Here is a 15988-nt window from a genome sequence, read left to right as displayed (position 1 = left end):
CTAAGATATGAGTCGACCTCAAGATAGGGATGCGCGGGGCTCCCCCTCTGGAGTTGCTCGAGGAGACGCAGAGTCTCGCTTGCACGGGAGTCAGCCCTCGAGTCGGAGCGTCGGGGCGAACGCCCCGATGAGGGTGATCGAATTGGACAGCTGCGTCGACCCTCGTGGCGGCCAGACCGTCGGTCTGCCGGCTGTTCACGAGCGGTTGCAGCGACTCGCAGACACAGCGGCGAGATGTCGATCGCGGGTCTCTGTACCCGCTCGTCTCTGCCTGGCTACGGCAAGGTCGTACCTGAGCTATAGATTGAAGATCTTGTGATTCTTGAGGGCTGACTCCCGTGCAAGCGAGACTCTGCGTCTCCTCGAGCAACTCCAGAGGGGGAGCCCCGCGCATCCCTATCTTGAGGTCGACTCATATCTTAGAACCAGCCGGCGATTTGCACCGGCTGCGGCGGGTTGCTTCCGGATTGGCGGAGAACTCTGGCTCGGAAGCGACCTCTGATGCGTGAATCGGCCTACGCCTCCGCAACTTAGAGCAAGAGATGTGCTATCTCTTGCGCATGACCGCGTCGATCGCAACGACCCTCACCGCTTCTGAACGTGCTGTGCTACTGGCGGCCCGTCGAGGGGTCGTCGAAGATCTCCGCCTCAGGGGGCAAGAAGAACGGCGAATACGTGGGGAGTTGCTCCGTCTTCTTCTGACCGCTCCCGGAGAACTGGGGGAACCATCTCCGGTCGCTGTCAGGCTCCGAGGTGCGCGGATCACTGGGTCTCTCAACGTCGGCGACCGATCGATTATCTGCCCTCTAGCTCTTGAGGAGTGCGCTTTCGATAGGCCGCTCATTCTGACCAAGGCAAGAGCGTCGAACATAAGTCTCCGTGGATCAAAGATGCGTGGGCTGAGCGCCCGGCACATCGTCATGAGCGGCGCTCTCAACCTCGCCGAAGGGTTCGAATGCCGCGGTCAGGTGAATCTGTTCGGGGCTCGCATGGCGAGAGTGGAAGCGGTCGGCGGTCGTTTCATCAATCCGAACGGCAAGTCACTCAATGGGAACTATCTTCACGTGGAAGGCTTTGCCTCCTTCGAAGACACAATCATTAAGGGGGTCGTTCAGTTGATCGGAGCCACCGTCAATGGTCAGCTAGATTTTACTGGAGCGCGTGTGGAGAGCGCCGCCGAGTTCTCGATCGAGCTCGACTCGGCCTCAATCCACGGCGGAATCGAATTTCAGAACGCCACGGTGAATGGCGGGATCTGGCTCGTGGGCCTGGTCTCGCGCGGGGAGCTCGCCTTTCACGAAGCGAGCATTCTCGCGCCGGGGCTCAGGGCAATAGATGCGTCCTCCGCCGACCTCGGTGCAGTGATCCTCTCCGACGCTACGATCGTAGGGGAGGTAAAGATCGCCGGATCTCGCCTCCGCGTTCTTGACTGTACCGACACGACGCTGAAAAACGAGGGCAAGACCTGCCTGGACCTAGACGGCTCTACAGTCTCCGGTCCAGTGCATGCCCTATTCAAGGAAATCTCAGGCCGACTCGACCTCACGAACGCGACGATGGAGACGTACCGAGATACACAGTCATCCTGGCCGACGTCGGCGCAGCTCATTGGGGTCTCCATCGGGCGCCTAAGAGGAGATGAGGAGGCTGATGGAGCGAATAGAGACGCGCTTCGCTCGCGCTTGGAATGGATCAAGCTGGACGACCGATACCACCCGGAGAAGTATGCCGCTGTCGCTGATGCTTACCGGAACGTAGGTCGAGGCACCTTCGCGACGCAGGTCCTCATGGCAGGAAAGCGTGAGGCGGCGGTATCCACGAAGGGCCCAGGGAAAATCATGGCACTTCCCCTGAGCCTCCTACTGCGGGTCACAGTTGGATACGGTTACCGGCTCGAGCGAGCACTCGGCTGGCTCTTGTCACTAATCGTCCTCGGGAGCTTGCTTATCGATGCGGCGAACAAATTTGGCCTCTTTCGTGCTAAAGAATCGAACCCCCCTTTCAATTCAGTGCTCTTCGCAATTGATCTCCTCTTCCCGGTCGTTTCTCTCGGGCAGGCCGACGCTTTTATCGCGTGCGGCTGGGTCCAATGGTTGACGGCGACAATGTCGCTTCTCGGATGGCTTCTTGGTGCGATCGTTGTGGCAGCCCTGGCAGGACTCCTGCAGAGGAAGCAGGTTTGAGCACTTTTCGGCGTAGGCACGGGGGCGCCCATGAGCGTCGATGTTCGACAATTGAACACTCGAGTATGATTCGTGATACCTGCGCCGCACGAAGAAACCCCAGCCGCGTCGTCGACACCTCTTTCTCGCTGGATTGAGCGCGCATAGGTCGTCTTCGAAAGTTCTGTTGATTCGGAAACAATCGATGATTGGAAGCATGCGCAAAAGGTGTGTGTACGGGTGATCAGTTGCTGAAGGCGATCTAATAGGGGTGTTAATTACGAATTATGCCGCTACTGGTGATTGCGGTAAGTTGCCTCTCTGTGGAGAACGCGTATCCGGGGCTCAGGCAGTAGAACAGGGAGGACGAAGCAGTGGAGAGTATGCCGAGCGCCCGCGGATCACAATGCGGAGAATAATCCATCATTGCGTCAGACTTAACAAAGAATTAGGTTCGCCGCGTCAACGGCCCGGCTTCAGCGTTAGCTCGGACCCCGCAGGTCTCGCTTGACGCTGGCTGCAATCTCCCTCGAAGTAATCGCCCTCGCCGACATCCAATAGTCGAAATCATATTTGCTCCGCCGAGGGGGTGCGAGCGTAGGCCTGTTCTGCTTCGGGGCCATGAGCCGACGCCGACCGCGCGCGCTCCCCTTACTTCCGCTGGTTCAGCACCTTCGTCCCCACCCCCGCGATCGCAGCACCCACGATCGGCGCGACCAGGAACACCCACACCTGCCCCAGAGCGTCCGGCCCCGCGAACACTGCCGCAGCGATCGACCGTGCCGGGTTCACCGACGTGTTGCTCACCGGGATGCTGATCAGGTGCACGAGGGTCAGCGTGAAGCCGATGGCGAGTGGCGCGACGGCCTTGTACTCGCTCTTGGCGGTGACGGAGAGGATGACGGCGACGAAGACGGCGGTCAGGACGATCTCGGTCAGCAGAACCGCGCCGAGGCCGAAGCCGCCGGGGGAGGCGGCGCCGTAGCCGTTGGAGGCGAAGCCGGAGTCGCGGGCGGCGGCGAGGTAGCCGGCGGGGCCGTCGGCGGCGACGAGGAAGACCATTCCGGCTCCGATGAGCCCGCCGAGGATCTGGCTGACGATGTAGCCGGGGATGTGCTTCCACTCGGTGCGGCCGGCGATGGCGAGGCCGATGCTGACGGCGGGATTGAAGTGGCCGCCGGAGATGTGGCCGACGGCGTAGATGCCGGCCATCACGGTGAGGCCGAAGGCGAGGGCGACGCCGAGGAAGCCGACTCCGAGCGCGTTGCCGGAGTCGGGGAAGGCGGAGGCGAAGACCGCGGTGCCGACGCCGCCGGTGACCAGGAGGAAGGTGCCGAGCGCCTCCGACGCGTAGCGCGCTCCGGCCGAGTACTGCTCGGCGTGCTCGGTGCGCTGCTCGCTCGTGGTGCGGCTGGCGGAGTGGGGGCGGGCCATGATCGTTCTCTCTCTCGGGTCGGGGGAGTGCCTGCGGGGTCACCGGGCACCGGGACACTCCAGCACCAGCCAGCCGGGCCGGAGTCGGGACGCGGAGGGCTCTCAGATTCCGTCGCTCGACGGTTCCGTGAGCGGCCTGGAGCCACTCGCTCGGCGGCCATCCCGGGTGCCCATGCGCAGGCGTCCGACACCGTAGCGATCGGCCGACGCGTGCGCGTCCCAGCACCGGGGACAGGCGGGAATTACGCCCCAGGTGGCACGCGCACCGCCCCGTTCACCTCCCTCTTCTCCTCCGCCCACCTCCCTGCTACGGTGCTCTGAACCGGTTTACAAAACCGGTTCAGACGCGGCGACGAGCGAAGGAGCTCCTATGGCGGGCAGACCGACGATCCTCGACGTCGCGCGCGAGGCCGGCGTGAGCAAGGCGCTCGTCTCGTTCGCGCTCAACGACCGGCCGGGCGTCTCGCCCGACTCCCGCGAGCGGATCCTCCGTGTCGCCGCCGAGCTCGGCTACCGGCCCAGCCTCACGGCCCGTTCCCTCTCCACCAGCGTCTCGTTCGCGGTGGGCCTCGTCGTGGCGCGCGACCCGGCGGTCATCGCGGCCGATCCGTTCTTCCCCTCCTTCATCTCGGGAGTCGAGCGCGTGCTCGCCGAGCGCGGCCGGGTGCTGGTGCTGAGCGTGGTCAATCCGGGCGCCTCCGAGGAGGCCGTCTACCGCACGCTCGCGGCCGACCGCCGCGTCGACGGCGTGTTCCTCACCGACCTGCGGCAGGACGACTCCCGGCCGGCGCTGCTCGCCGAGCTGCAGATCCCGGCCGTCACGCTCGGGCGCCTCGAGGGCTCCTCCTCACCGGCCGTCGTGATGGACGACTCGGCCGGGATCGCCGACGCCGTCCGGCACCTGGCGGAACTCGGCCACCGCCGCATCGCCCACGTCGCCGGGCCGGACCACCTGCTCCACTCCTCCCGCCGCCGCGACGCCTTCACGCGGGCCTGCACCGACGCGGGGCTCGAGCCCACCGCGCTCGTCGCCACCGACTTCAGCGCGGAGCAGGGCGCGGCGGCCACGGAGCGGCTCCTCGACAGCCCGACCCCGCCCACCGCGATCGTCTTCGGCAACGACCCGATGGCCATCGCGGGCCTCGGGGTCGCTCATGCCCGCGGGCTCCGGCTCCCCGACGACCTCTCGATCACGGGCTTCGACGACTCCGAGATCGCCGCCCACGTCTACCCGTCGCTGACCTCGGCCCGCACGCGCCCCGCGCGCTGGGGCGAGGAGGCCGCCCGCACGCTGCTCGACCTCATCGAGTCCGGCAGCGCCCCCGACGTCGACCTCGAGCCCGCCGGGCTCGTGGTGCGCCACTCGACCGCTCCTCCGCGGCCGTCGACCCACTGAAGACGCGTGCGCACCGTCGCGCACGCCGGACAAGGAGAACACCATGGCCCCCTCGACGACGAGACGCTGGCTGACCGGGATCGCCACCGCCTCCCTCGCGACCCTCGCCCTCACCGCCTGCAGCGGCGGCGGCGGAGCGTCGACCGACCTCACCGCCACCGGACCGATCACCATCTGGTACTCGAACAACGAGCAGGAGGTGCAGTGGGGCAAGGCCATGGTCGACGCGTGGAACGCGGACCACCCGGACGAGGAGATCACCGGGCAGGAGATCCCCGCGGGCAAGAGCAGCGAGGAGGTCATCGGAGCCGCGATCACGGCCGGCAACGCGCCGTGCCTCGTCTTCAACACGGCCCCGAGCGCGGTCGGCCAGTTCGAGCGCCAGGGCGGACTCGTCGACCTCTCGACGTTCGACGGCGGCGCCGACTACATCGAGACCCGCAGCGGCGACCTCGCGGAGCAGTACCAGAACGCCGACGGCGAGTACTTCCAGATGCCGTGGAAGAGCAACCCGGTCGTCATCTTCTACAACAAGGACCTCTTCGCGAAGGCGGGACTCGACCCCGAGAACCCGTCGCTGTCGACCTACGACGACTTCCTCGCCACATCGAAGACGCTCGTCGAGTCGGGCGCCGCTCCCGCCGCGATCCAGCCCGCGCCCACCAGCGAGTTCTTCCAGACCCAGTTCGACTTCATGCCGCTCTACGCCGCGGCCACCGGAGGGACGAGCCTCGTCGAGGACGGCAAGGCCACCTTCGCCGACGACGACGGCTACGAGGTCGCCGACTTCTGGAAGAGCCTCTACGACCAGGGCCTCGCCGGCCGCGAGCAGTACCAGGGCGACGCCTTCGCCGACGGCCAGGCCGCGATGTCGATCGTCGGCCCGTGGGCGGTCTCGGTCTACGACGACCTGAACTGGGGCTCCGTCTCGGTGCCCACCCCCGACGGCACGCCCGCCGAGGACACCTGGACCTTCAGCGACGCGAAGAACGTCGGCCTCTACTCCGCCTGCGCCAACAAGGGCACGGCGTGGGAGGTGCTGAAGTTCGCGACCAGCGAGGAGCAGGACCGCTCGCTGCTCGAGACCACCGGGCAGATGCCGCTGCGCACCGACCTGCAGACCACCTACGCCGTCTACTTCGAGGCGAACCCCGCCTACCAGCGCTTCGGCGACCAGGCGAGCCGCACCATCGAGGTGCCGTCCGGACCGAACACCGTGCAGATGCTGCAGGCGATCCGCGACGCGTGGGGCAAGACGGTCATCTTCGGCGAGGGCGACGTGAAGACGGCGCTCGACGGAGCGGCCGAGACCGTCACCGGGCTCGCCGGCCAGCAGTGACCCGGCCGTGACCACCCTCACCCGCCGGCCCGCGCCGGCCGGGGCACCGGGGAAGCGGAGCCTGGTGCACCGCGTCCTCGGGCCCCAGCCCCTCGGGCTGCTGTTCGGCAGCCCCTACCTCCTCTTCGTGCTCGCGGTCTTCGCGTTCCCGGTCGTCTACTCGGTCTGGATCGCGTTCCACGACTTCTTCTTCGCAGCTCCCGGCGTGCAGGTGGAGCGGCCCTTCGTCGGCCTCGACAACTTCGTCGCGGCGTTCTCGAGCCCGCAGGTCATCCGCTCCTTCGGCAACATCGGGATCTTCCTGGTGATCAACGTGCCGCTGACGGTGGTGCTCTCGCTCCTTCTCGCCGCGGCGCTCGACAAGGTCGTGCACCTGCGGACGTTCCTCCGCGTCAGCTTCTACGTGCCCTACGTCACGGCGAGCGTCGCGGTCGTCGGCGTCTGGCTGTTCCTCTTCAACGGGAACGGGCTGGTCAACAGCCTCCTCGGGCCGCTCGCGCCGAACCCGTCGTGGCTGATCAACGAGCAGCTCGCAATGCCGATCATCGCTCTCTACGTCACCTGGAAGCAGCTCGGGTTCTACATCCTGCTGTACCTGGCGGCGCTCCAGAACGTGCCGAAGGAGCTCTACGAGTCGGCCTCGACCGACGGCGCCGGACGCATCCGCCAGTTCTGGTCGGTGACCGTGCCGAGCGTGCGGCCGGCGACCCTCCTGGTGCTGCTGGTGTCGACCGTCACCGGGGCGAACCTCTTCACCGAGCCCTACCTCCTCACCGGCGGAGGCGGCCCCAACGGCGCGTCCGCCTCGCCCGTGCTGCTGATGTACCAGCTCGGGATCCAGCAGGGGCAGCCCGACGTGGCCTCGGCCATCGGCGTGGTCCTGGTGCTGCTGGTGCTGGTCATCGCCTATCTGCAGAACCGCTTCGCGGGGGAGAGGAACTCATGAGCACCCTGTCCAGTGCCGGAGGCGCCGCCTCGGCCGTGCCCGCCGCCGTCGCCCCCGAGAAGTCGCCGCGGAGGCGTCCCGTCGGCTCCAGCCGCGGAGCCGTGATCCTGCGAGGCGTCGTGCTCGCGATCGGCGCGATCGTCTTCCTCTTCCCCTTCTACTACATGATCGTCGGCTCCCTGCAGACGGATCCGGACCCGACGCTGGCGGGCGCGATCCCGGAGCCGGGCAACCTCACGCTCGACAACTACGTCAACGTGAACGAGCGGATCAGCCTGCTCACCGGACTGGTCAACTCCGGGATCTTCACCGGCGGCGTCCTGCTGTGCACGGTGTTCTTCGGCGTCCTCGCCGGATACGCGCTCGCGATGCTGCAGTGGCGGGGGCGCAACGCGGTGTTCGCGCTCGCCCTGCTGGTGCAGGTCATCCCGTTCCAGCTGCTGCAGATCCCGCTCTACGTGCTGATCGCGCGCGACTACGGCCTCGCGGACAGCCACCTCGGGATGATCCTGCCGTTCGCCATCAACTCGACGGCGGTGATCATCTTCCGGCAGTACTTCCTGCAGCTCCCCAAGGAGCTGTTCGAGGCGGCCCGGATCGACGGTGCCGGCGAGCTGAAGCTGCTGTGGACCATCGCGCTCCCGCTGGTGCGGCCCGCGCTGGTGACCGCCGTGCTGCTGACCTTCATCGGCCCCTGGAACGAGTTCCTCTGGCCGTTCCTCATCACCAAGGACGCGTCGCTGCAGCCGCTCGCCGTGTCCCTGGCCAACTACATCTCGAACGTGGCGTCGTCGACCGACAACCCGTTCGGGGCGATCCTCGCGGGAGCCGTCGTGCTCGCCGCCCCCGTCGTGGTGCTGTTCATCGTGTTCCAGCGCTACTTCGTCTCGACCGATCTCGGATCCGGAGTGAAAGGCTGACCATGTCTCCCACCCTCACCACTGTCCCCTACCGTCTCGAGCGCGTCGGCGTCGTGATGGAGCCCGCCCCGGGCGACGCCCTCGAAGCCGAGGGGGTGCTCAACCCCGGCAGCGGCCGCGGACCCGACGGCGAGCTGTACCTCCTGCCCCGGATGGTCGCCGCCGGCAACGTCTCCCGCGTGGGGCTCGCCCGCGTGATCGTCGAGGGCGGCGTGCCCGTCGGAGTCGAGCGCGAGGGCGTCGTGCTCGCGCCCGACCGCGGCTTCGAGCGCGGCGCGCACAACGCCGGCGTGGAGGATCCGCGGATCACCTTCATCGAGGCGCTCGGCCTGCACGTGATGACCTACGTCGCCTACGGGCCGCTCGGGCCCCGGACGGCGCTCGCCGTGTCCGAGGACCTCCGCGACTGGCGGCGCCTGGGCCCGGTGACCTTCGCCTACGACGACGCGCTCGACATCGACCTGGGCCTGTTCCACAACAAGGACTGCGTGTTCTTCCCCGAGATCGTCGAAGCACCGGACGGCACGCGCTCGTTCGCCGTGCTGCACCGGCCGATGTGGGACCTCGGCGAGACGCGGCCGGGCGAGGGCGTGCGCCTCCCGGCCGGGATCGAGGACCCGCGGCAGAGCATCTGGATCAGCTACGTGCCGGTGGACGAGGTCGACCGCGACCTGGCGAGCCTCACGCGCTGGACGCGGCACCGGTTCCTCGCGGGCCCGGAGTTCCCGTTCGAGGAGCTCAAGGTCGGCGGCGGCCCCGCGCCGCTGCGCGTGCCCGAGGGGTGGCTGCTCATCCACCACGGGGTGACCGGAGTGATCGACAGCGCCTTCGCGCAGCAGCAGCACGTGAACTACTCGGCCGGAGCGATCCTCCTCGACGGCGACGACCCGTCGCGGGTGATCGCGCACACCGCCGAGCCGCTGCTCGAGGCCGAGACGGAGGAGGAGCGCAGCGGGATCGTCCCGAACGTCGTCTTCCCGACGGCGATCGAGGAGATCGACGGGCAGCACTACGTCTTCTACGGCATGGCCGACTCGAAGATCGGCGCGGCCCGCCTCGTCCGCACGGACGGCTGACTCCGCTGATCGAGTCCACCGGCGCCTCCCGCTGATCGAGCAGCCCGCATCGCGGGCCGATCGAGATCCGCCCCCGCACCCCACCCAAGGAGAGTTCGATGACGAACACGCTCACCAGATCGGCGGCCGTCCTGGCCGCCGCCGCCCTCACCGTCGGGGGCCTCGCCCTCGGCGCGACCCCCGCGCAGGCGGCCGAGCCGCTGACGAACACGGCGCACCTCGACTTCCTCCTCGACACCGCCACTCCGGTGCCCGAGCCCGGCCACACCACCTACCGGCTCGACGAGGAGCCGACCCTGGTGATGCCGTGGACCTACGCCGACGCCCGCGACGGCGGCACCTTCGAGCGCGTCGGCGGTGGCCGCCTCGATCCGGCCACCGGCGACTACGAGCAGGGCGCGTTCAACACCGACGACATCTCGCGTGCCGCGGTCGTCTACCTCCGCCACTGGCAGCAGACCGGATCGACCGAGAGTCGCGAGAAGGCCTTCGAGACGCTCCGCGCCCTCGCCTACTTCCAGACCACCGAGGGTGACGACGCCGGGAACGTGGTGCTCTGGATGCAGACCGACGGGGAGCTGAACGCGAGCGCCGAGCCGGTCGAGCTGCCGGATCCCAGCGACTCCGAGGACAGCTACTGGCTCGCCCGCACCCTCTGGGCGCTCGGCGAGGGCTACGCGGCGTTCCGCGACACGGATCCGGAGTTCGCCGCCTTCCTGCAGGAGCGGCTGCGCCTCGGCGTCGCCGCGGTCGACCGCGAGGTGCTCACACGCTACGGCGAGTACGCGCAGGCCGACGGCGTCCAGGTACCGGCCTGGCTGATCGTCGACGGGGCGGACGCCACCTCGGAGGCGCTGCTCGGCCTGTCCGCCTACCTCGAGGCCGCTCCCGACGACTCCGCGGTGCGCACGAGCACGGCCGAGCTCGCCGAGGGCGTCGCCGCCTACGCCCGCACCACGACCACGGAGGCGGACACCACCGCCTGGCCGTACGGCGCGATCCTGCCGTGGACGAAGTCGCGCACGCTCTGGCACTCCTGGTCGTCGCAGATGGCCGGCGGCCTGGCGGCGTCGTCCGCGGCGCTCGACGACTCCTCCCTCCTCGAGCCCGCGCTCGTCGACGGCGCCCGCTTCGCCCCGGAGCTGCTCACCGCCGGCGGCCCCGACAACGGCTGGAACCCCACTCCGACCGACCGCGTGCAGATCGCGTACGGAGCCGACTCCCGCCTGCAGAACTCGCTCGCCCTGGCCGACGCCACCGGCTCCAGCGCCTTCACCGACCTCGCGGGCGTGCAGGGCGCCTGGTTCTTCGGCCTGAACCGCAGCCGCGCTCCGGTGTACGACCCGGCCACCGGAGTCGTCTTCGACGGAGTCCAGGCCGACGGCACCGTCAACCGCAATAGCGGCGCCGAGAGCACCATCCACGGTTTGCTGGCGATGCTGGCGCTCGACGCACACCCGGACGTCGCCGACCGTGCCCGCTCTGTCGCCACCGAGCGCTCGCGCGACGGGCTGACGCTGGTCGAGGCCGAGAGCGCGCGCAGCGGCACCGTCGTGACGCCCGAGTCGTCCTGGACTGGGGAGGCCGGCTGGAGCGGCTCGTACCTCTCGCTGACCGACCCGCGCCGCGCGGTGTCGATCCCGATCGGCTCGTCCACGCAGGACCGCGTGGTGGAGGCCGTCATCGACCAGCCGCAGCGCGGCACGGAGCGCACGCCGCTGAGCGTCTGGACGTCCGGCAAGCGCCCGCTCGACCTGCTCCGCTCGACCGTCGGGTCGCAGGGGGTGACGGAGGCGTCGGGCGCGCTGCTCCCGGAGAAGCTCCGCCGCACCGTGCCGGCCGGCTCGTCGAGCGTCGAGGTCCGCCCGCTGAGCGGCGAGACGCGCCTCGACGCGCTGCTGGTGCGCCCGCTGGTGACGCGCCTCGTGGTCGGAGGAGAGGGCGGCCGCACCGAACTGATCCGCAACTCCACCGACGGGGTGCGCACCACGGCGATCGGCGTCTCGGGCGGCTCCGGCACCCTGCGCGTCTACTCGCAGGACGGCGCGCTCGTGAGCGAGACGTCGCCGTCCGGAGCCGTCTCCGTGCAGCTGCCCGCGCAGGGCTTCGCGGTGCTGGTGGGCTGAGGTCGGCCTGCTGGTCGAGTAGCCGCTACTCGATCGGCAGGGGGCGGTGAGTCCATGGAAGTCGCGGTACTCGCGTTCGAGTACCGCGACTTCTGCGTTCTCGTGGGGCGAGGGCGGCGGGGAGGCGCGCGGCTGGGCGCGGACCATCAAATCGATGAGAGCGCTCTCTCGAAAACGCTTGACCTCTCCGCGGGGGCGTGCGTAAGCTCGCCGCACACCTCGTGAGAGCGCTCTCACATACGCGGAACAGCACGCGTGAGAGCGCTCCCAGGGGTGCCCCACCACCATCACGAAGGAGTGACCGTGCCCTATTCACGACGCACCAGGATCGCCGCGGCGATCGCCGGCGCCTCGGCCCTCGCCCTGATCGTCACCGGATGCTCGTCGGGATCCGACGCCTCCGAGGGCGGCGAGATCGAGCTGACCGTCACCACGTTCAACGCCATGGGCTTCGACGAGCTCTACGGCGAGTACGAGGACGCCAACCCGGGGATCACCATCGTCCCGAACAACATCGACACCGGCGGCAACGCGCGGACCGACGCGTTCACCAAGCTCGCCGCCGGGTCCGGACTCGCCGACGTCGTCGCCATCGAGGAGGGCTGGCTCGGCTCCGTCATGGAGGTCTCGGACCAGTTCGTCGACCTGCGCGACCACGGCATCGAGGACCGCAAGGCCGACTGGGTCGACTGGAAGTACGAGCAGGCGACCGACCCCGAGGGACGCGTCATCGGCTACGGCACCGACATCGGACCCGAGGGCCTCTGCTACAACACCGCCGCCTTCGAGGCAGCGGGCATGCCCACCGACCGCGCCGCAGTCGCCGAGATGCTCGGCGGACCGGACGCGACCTGGGACGACTACTTCGCCGCCGGCCAGAAGTACCACGACGCGACCGGCAAGGCCTGGTTCGACCACTCCGGATTCGTCTGGAACGCCATGGTCAACCAGCTGCCCGAGGGGTACTACACCTCCGACGGCGAGCTGAACGTCGAGGGCAACCCGGAGCTCGAGGAGCGCTGGGGCCAGCTGACCGACGCCACCGCCTCCGGCCTCTCGGCCGCGCAGAAGGCGTGGGACTGGAACAAGGGCAAGTCGTTCACCGACCAGACCTTCGCCACCTTCGTCTGCCCGGGCTGGATGTTCGGCACGCTGAAGAGCAACGTCGAGGCCGGCGGCGGGAAGGCCGAGGCCACCGGCTGGGACTTCGCCGACGTCTTCCCCGGCGGCCCCGCCAACTGGGGCGGCTCGTTCCTCTCGGTTCCGACCCAGTCGAAGCACCCCGCCGAGGCCGCCGCGCTGGCGTCGTGGCTCAGTGAGCCGGAGCAGCAGCTGAAGGCGTTCGAGGCGGCCGGACCGTTCCCGAGCACCCTCGACGCGCAGAAGGAGCTCGCCTCGGCGGCCGCTCCCGACCCCGGCATGAACGACTCCCCGACCGGCGCGATCCTCGCGCAGCGCGCCGAGGGCGTCGTCGCCCAGTACAAGGGCCCGGACGACTCGCTGATCCAGGAGAACGTCTTCGGACCGGTCCTGCAGAAGGTCGACCGCGGCGAGATCGACGGCAAGGAGGGCTGGAACGAGGCGCTCCAGCTCCTCGGTGAGCTCGTCGACTGATCCTTTCGGGCCGACGCCCGGGGGCTGACGCCTCCGGGCCGACGCCCGGGGGCTGACGCCTCCGGGCCGACGCCCACCCGATCCGGGAGGTCCGGTCGCCACCGGACCTCCCGGTCCCCGTGCGGCCGGGCCGTCCGCATCCCGGGCCACCTCGCCGCCGGGAGAAACGCTGCCGCCCGCCGGCCGAGGCCTCTCCGGCCCCGCTGCCCGCGACTCCTCCCGGCCGGCCCCGCCGCACGAGAGACTCCGGCCCCGCCGCATCCCCTCCGACTCCGACTCGACCTCGAAGAGAGCGCCATGACGAGCACACTCACCCCGCCGACCACGGCGACGCCCCCCGCGGGGAAGCGGCGCCCGGCGCCCCGACTCCCGCTGACCTTCCGCCAGCGCGCGAGCCGCTTCGACGTGAAGGCCTCGCCCTACCTCTACATCTCGCCGTTCTTCCTGCTCTTCGCGCTCACCGGAGCGTTCCCGCTGGTTTACACGCTCGTCGTGTCGCTCTACGACTGGCAGCTGCTGCAGGGCCAGGGCGACTTCGTCGGGTTCGCGAACTTCGCGGCCGTGCTCGGCGACCGCTTCTTCTGGAACTCGATCGTCAACACGCTGAGCATCTTCCTGCTCTCCACGATCCCGCAGCTCGCCGTCGCGCTGCTGCTCGCAGCCGCCCTCGACCAGGCGCTGCGGGCCAGCACCTTCTGGCGGATGAGCGTCCTGCTGCCGTACATCGTCTCGCCGGTCGCGGTCGCGCTGATCTTCTCGAGCGTGTTCAGCGACCAGGAGGGCCTGATCAACAACCTGATCGGCCTGGTGGGCATCAGCCCGATCGAGTGGACGAACGACCGCCTCGCCAGCCACGTCGCGATCGCGACGATGGTCAACTGGCGCTGGACCGGCTACAACGCCCTCATCCTCCTCGCCGCCATGCAGGCCGTGCCGCGCGAGCTGCACGAGTCGGCCGCGATCGACGGAGCGAACGCGTTCCGCCGCTTCCGCTCGATCACGATCCCCAGCATCCGGCCGACCCTGATCTTCGTGATCATCACCGCCACCATCGGCGGCCTGCAGATCTTCGCGGAGCCGCGCCTGTTCGACGTGTCGAACGCGGGCGGCATCGGCGGCTCGGACCGGCAGTTCCAGACCACCGTCCTCTACCTCTGGGAGATGGCGTTCTTCCGCCAGAACTTCGGTGAGGCGGCCGCGATCGCGTGGCTGCTGTTCCTCCTGATCGTGCTGATCGGCCTGCTGAACTTCGCGATCTCGCGGCGGATCGCCTCCGTCGAGAACCGGATCTCGCAGCGCTCGAAGCGGCGCTCCGCCCGCCCCGCGACCGCCGACGAGATCGCCGCCGCGGACCCCCTGCTCACCACCACCGGCCTCGGCCAGAACGAGAGCGAGCGATGACCACCTCCGCCGCCTTCCCGGTGCGCCGCGTCCGCGCCTCCCGCGCCGGCCGCGTCGACCGGCCCGGCTTCCTCACGTACGGGCTGCTGAGCGCCTTCATCCTCGGCTCGACCTATCCGCTGTGGTGGTCGTTCGTCGTGGCGAGCGGCTCGAACGCGACCCGCAGCGAGACCCTGCCGCTCGTCCCCGGCGGCAACTTCCTCGCCAACGCCTCGCAGGTGCTGACGGCGATCCCGTTCTGGACGGCGCTGCTGAACAGCGTCATCGTCTCGGGGATCATCACGCTGTCGGTCGTGTCGTTCTCGACGCTCGCCGGCTACGCCTTCGCGAAGCTGCGGTTCCGCGGGCGCGACGGCCTGATGATCGGAGTGGTCGCGACCATGGCGATCCCGACGCAGCTGGGCATCATCCCGCTGTTCATCCTGATGCGGCAGCTCGGCTGGACGGGCTCGCTCGGCGCCGTGATCGTGCCGACGCTGGTCACCGCGTTCGGCGTGTTCTTCATGCGGCAGTACCTGGTCGACGTGATCCCGGACGAGCTGATCGAGGCGGCGCGCGTGGACGGAGCGAACCAGTTCCGGACGTTCCTCACCGTCGCCGTCCCGGCGGCACGACCGGCGATGGCGATCCTCGGGCTCTTCACGTTCATGATGGCGTGGACCGACTTCCTCTGGCCGCTGATCGTCCTCAGCCCCACGAATCCGACCCTGCAGACGGCGCTCGCGCAGCTGCAGTCGGGCTACTACGTCGACTACTCGATCGTGCTGGCCGGCGCCGTGCTCTCGGTGATCCCGCTGCTGGTGCTGTTCCTGCTCGCCGGACGCCAGCTCATCGCGGGCATCATGAGCGGAGCGGTGAAGGGCTGAGGCCCGGAGACTCCCGCGGGACCGGGTCGGGGGACATCGGACCGCGGGACGGGGGCCTCGGGCCCGGGGCCGTGGTGCTCCGGGTCCGGGGGTCGGGAGCTGCGGGGAGGGATCGGGCCGTGGACTGAGCGGTCGGCGGGTTCTCGACCCGGCCGGTCGTCGTGCTCGGAGCATCCCGACCACTGCCGCGCAGGATTCCGCCGATCACGCCCCGTTCGGGCCTCCTGGCCCGACCTGCCGCCACCTAGGCTGGCGCGGAGGAGGCGACATGGAGCCGAAGGACCGGCGCGACGAGGACCCCTCGAGCGGGCCGTCGGAGCCGCGTCCGGGGGACGGGCCGACGCCGTCGGAGCAGGCGCTGCGCGCCATCCGCGATGTCGCGAACGGGGCGGACCCGACGAACGAGGCGTTCCGGCTGTCGAACGACTTCACCGACCGGCAGGCCGAGCGGCTCCGGAGCCTCCTCGCGCGCTTTAGCCGCGGGCGCTGACCGTCACGGGGGCGGCCTGCTGCCGGTGGCGGGCGATCGATCGCTGCGCGCCGGTCGTGTCGGCCATCGCCGAGGCGGCGCCCCCGACCGCCCGGCGTCACCCCGGACGGTCGCTATCCGAGCCCTCGCACGCCGCGGACTCGCTCCGCCGGCCCGGTCCGCCGCCCCGCATCACCCCCGAATGGCCGCGATCCGCGCCCCTTCACGCCGCGGACGCC

General features: G+C 69.2%; 12 protein-coding genes. 11 read left to right on the top strand and 1 reads right to left on the bottom strand.

Annotated elements, in window-relative coordinates:
- Window positions 1-560: 560 nt before the first annotated feature.
- Complete coding sequence (locus tag C5C82_RS07605) at window positions 561-2183, top strand: pentapeptide repeat-containing protein (protein ID WP_146085965.1); 1623 nt, start codon at window positions 561-563, stop codon at window positions 2181-2183.
- Between the two features lie 630 nt (window positions 2184-2813).
- Here C5C82_RS07605 and aqpZ read toward each other — a convergent pair.
- Window positions 2814-3596, bottom strand: a complete 783-nt coding sequence (aqpZ, locus tag C5C82_RS07600) for an aquaporin Z (protein WP_104354878.1) — start codon at window positions 3594-3596, stop codon at window positions 2814-2816.
- A gap of 370 nt (window positions 3597-3966) precedes the next feature.
- Between aqpZ and C5C82_RS07595 the strand changes: the two genes are divergently transcribed.
- The 10 genes from C5C82_RS07595 (at window position 3967) to C5C82_RS07550 (ending at window position 15770) form a co-directional block, all read left to right on the top strand.
- Window positions 3967-4992 (top strand): LacI family DNA-binding transcriptional regulator, encoded by a 1026-nt coding sequence (locus tag C5C82_RS07595; RefSeq protein WP_104354877.1) that lies wholly within the window; start codon window positions 3967-3969, stop codon window positions 4990-4992.
- A gap of 43 nt (window positions 4993-5035) precedes the next feature.
- Window positions 5036-6331 (top strand): extracellular solute-binding protein, encoded by a 1296-nt coding sequence (locus C5C82_RS07590; RefSeq protein WP_104354876.1) that lies wholly within the window; start codon window positions 5036-5038, stop codon window positions 6329-6331.
- A 7-nt stretch (window positions 6332-6338) separates the two neighbouring features.
- A complete protein-coding gene (locus C5C82_RS07585) occupies window positions 6339-7277 on the top strand; it encodes a carbohydrate ABC transporter permease (RefSeq protein ID WP_104291906.1) in 939 nt (312 codons plus the stop codon).
- A complete protein-coding gene (locus tag C5C82_RS07580; protein WP_104238931.1) occupies window positions 7274-8197 on the top strand; it encodes a carbohydrate ABC transporter permease in 924 nt (307 codons plus the stop codon). Before C5C82_RS07585 ends, C5C82_RS07580 begins: the two co-directional genes overlap by 4 nt.
- Before the next feature lie 2 nt (window positions 8198-8199).
- On the top strand, window positions 8200-9273 hold the full coding sequence (locus C5C82_RS07575; protein ID WP_104354875.1) for a glycosidase: 1074 nt from the start codon (window positions 8200-8202) through the stop codon (window positions 9271-9273).
- A 98-nt stretch (window positions 9274-9371) separates the two neighbouring features.
- Window positions 9372-11399, top strand: a complete 2028-nt coding sequence (locus tag C5C82_RS07570; protein WP_104354874.1) for a hypothetical protein — start codon at window positions 9372-9374, stop codon at window positions 11397-11399.
- 303 nt (window positions 11400-11702) lie between these two features.
- On the top strand, window positions 11703-13013 hold the full coding sequence (locus C5C82_RS07565; RefSeq protein WP_104291903.1) for an ABC transporter substrate-binding protein: 1311 nt from the start codon (window positions 11703-11705) through the stop codon (window positions 13011-13013).
- Between the two features lie 297 nt (window positions 13014-13310).
- Window positions 13311-14414 carry a carbohydrate ABC transporter permease gene (locus C5C82_RS07560; RefSeq protein ID WP_104247219.1) on the top strand — a complete coding sequence of 368 codons (1104 nt, stop codon included), beginning with the start codon at window positions 13311-13313 and terminating at the stop codon, window positions 14412-14414.
- Window positions 14411-15280: a carbohydrate ABC transporter permease gene (locus tag C5C82_RS07555; protein ID WP_104291902.1), complete on the top strand. Its 870-nt coding sequence runs from the start codon at window positions 14411-14413 to the stop codon at window positions 15278-15280. The genes C5C82_RS07560 and C5C82_RS07555 overlap by 4 nt, the downstream gene beginning before the upstream one ends.
- 268 nt (window positions 15281-15548) lie before the next feature.
- A complete protein-coding gene (locus tag C5C82_RS07550; protein ID WP_104291901.1) occupies window positions 15549-15770 on the top strand; it encodes a hypothetical protein in 222 nt (73 codons plus the stop codon).
- Window positions 15771-15988 lie beyond the last annotated feature (218 nt).

It is taken from the genome of Rathayibacter sp. AY1D5 (genome assembly GCF_002932515.1).
Classification (GTDB): domain Bacteria; phylum Actinomycetota; class Actinomycetes; order Actinomycetales; family Microbacteriaceae; genus Rathayibacter.
Note: the sequence above shows the minus strand (reverse complement) of the source record. Positions and strands in the feature narration are given on the sequence as shown.

Bases quoted from the DNA above. Each gene is read 5' to 3' on its own strand.
- C5C82_RS07570 (WP_104354874.1), top strand. From the start codon at position 9,372: ATGACGAACACGCTCACCAGATCGGCGGCCGTCCTGGCCGCCGCCGCC.
- C5C82_RS07605 (WP_146085965.1), top strand. From the start codon at position 561: ATGACCGCGTCGATCGCAACGACCCTCACCGCTTCTGAACGTGCTGTG.
- C5C82_RS07595 (WP_104354877.1), top strand. From the start codon at position 3,967: ATGGCGGGCAGACCGACGATCCTCGACGTCGCGCGCGAGGCCGGCGTG.
- C5C82_RS07575 (WP_104354875.1), top strand. From the start codon at position 8,200: ATGTCTCCCACCCTCACCACTGTCCCCTACCGTCTCGAGCGCGTCGGC.
- aqpZ (WP_104354878.1), bottom strand. From the start codon at position 3,596: ATGGCCCGCCCCCACTCCGCCAGCCGCACCACGAGCGAGCAGCGCACC.
- C5C82_RS07550 (WP_104291901.1), top strand. From the start codon at position 15,549: ATGGAGCCGAAGGACCGGCGCGACGAGGACCCCTCGAGCGGGCCGTCG.
- C5C82_RS07560 (WP_104247219.1), top strand. From the start codon at position 13,311: ATGACGAGCACACTCACCCCGCCGACCACGGCGACGCCCCCCGCGGGG.
- C5C82_RS07555 (WP_104291902.1), top strand. From the start codon at position 14,411: ATGACCACCTCCGCCGCCTTCCCGGTGCGCCGCGTCCGCGCCTCCCGC.
- C5C82_RS07580 (WP_104238931.1), top strand. From the start codon at position 7,274: ATGAGCACCCTGTCCAGTGCCGGAGGCGCCGCCTCGGCCGTGCCCGCC.
- C5C82_RS07590 (WP_104354876.1), top strand. From the start codon at position 5,036: ATGGCCCCCTCGACGACGAGACGCTGGCTGACCGGGATCGCCACCGCC.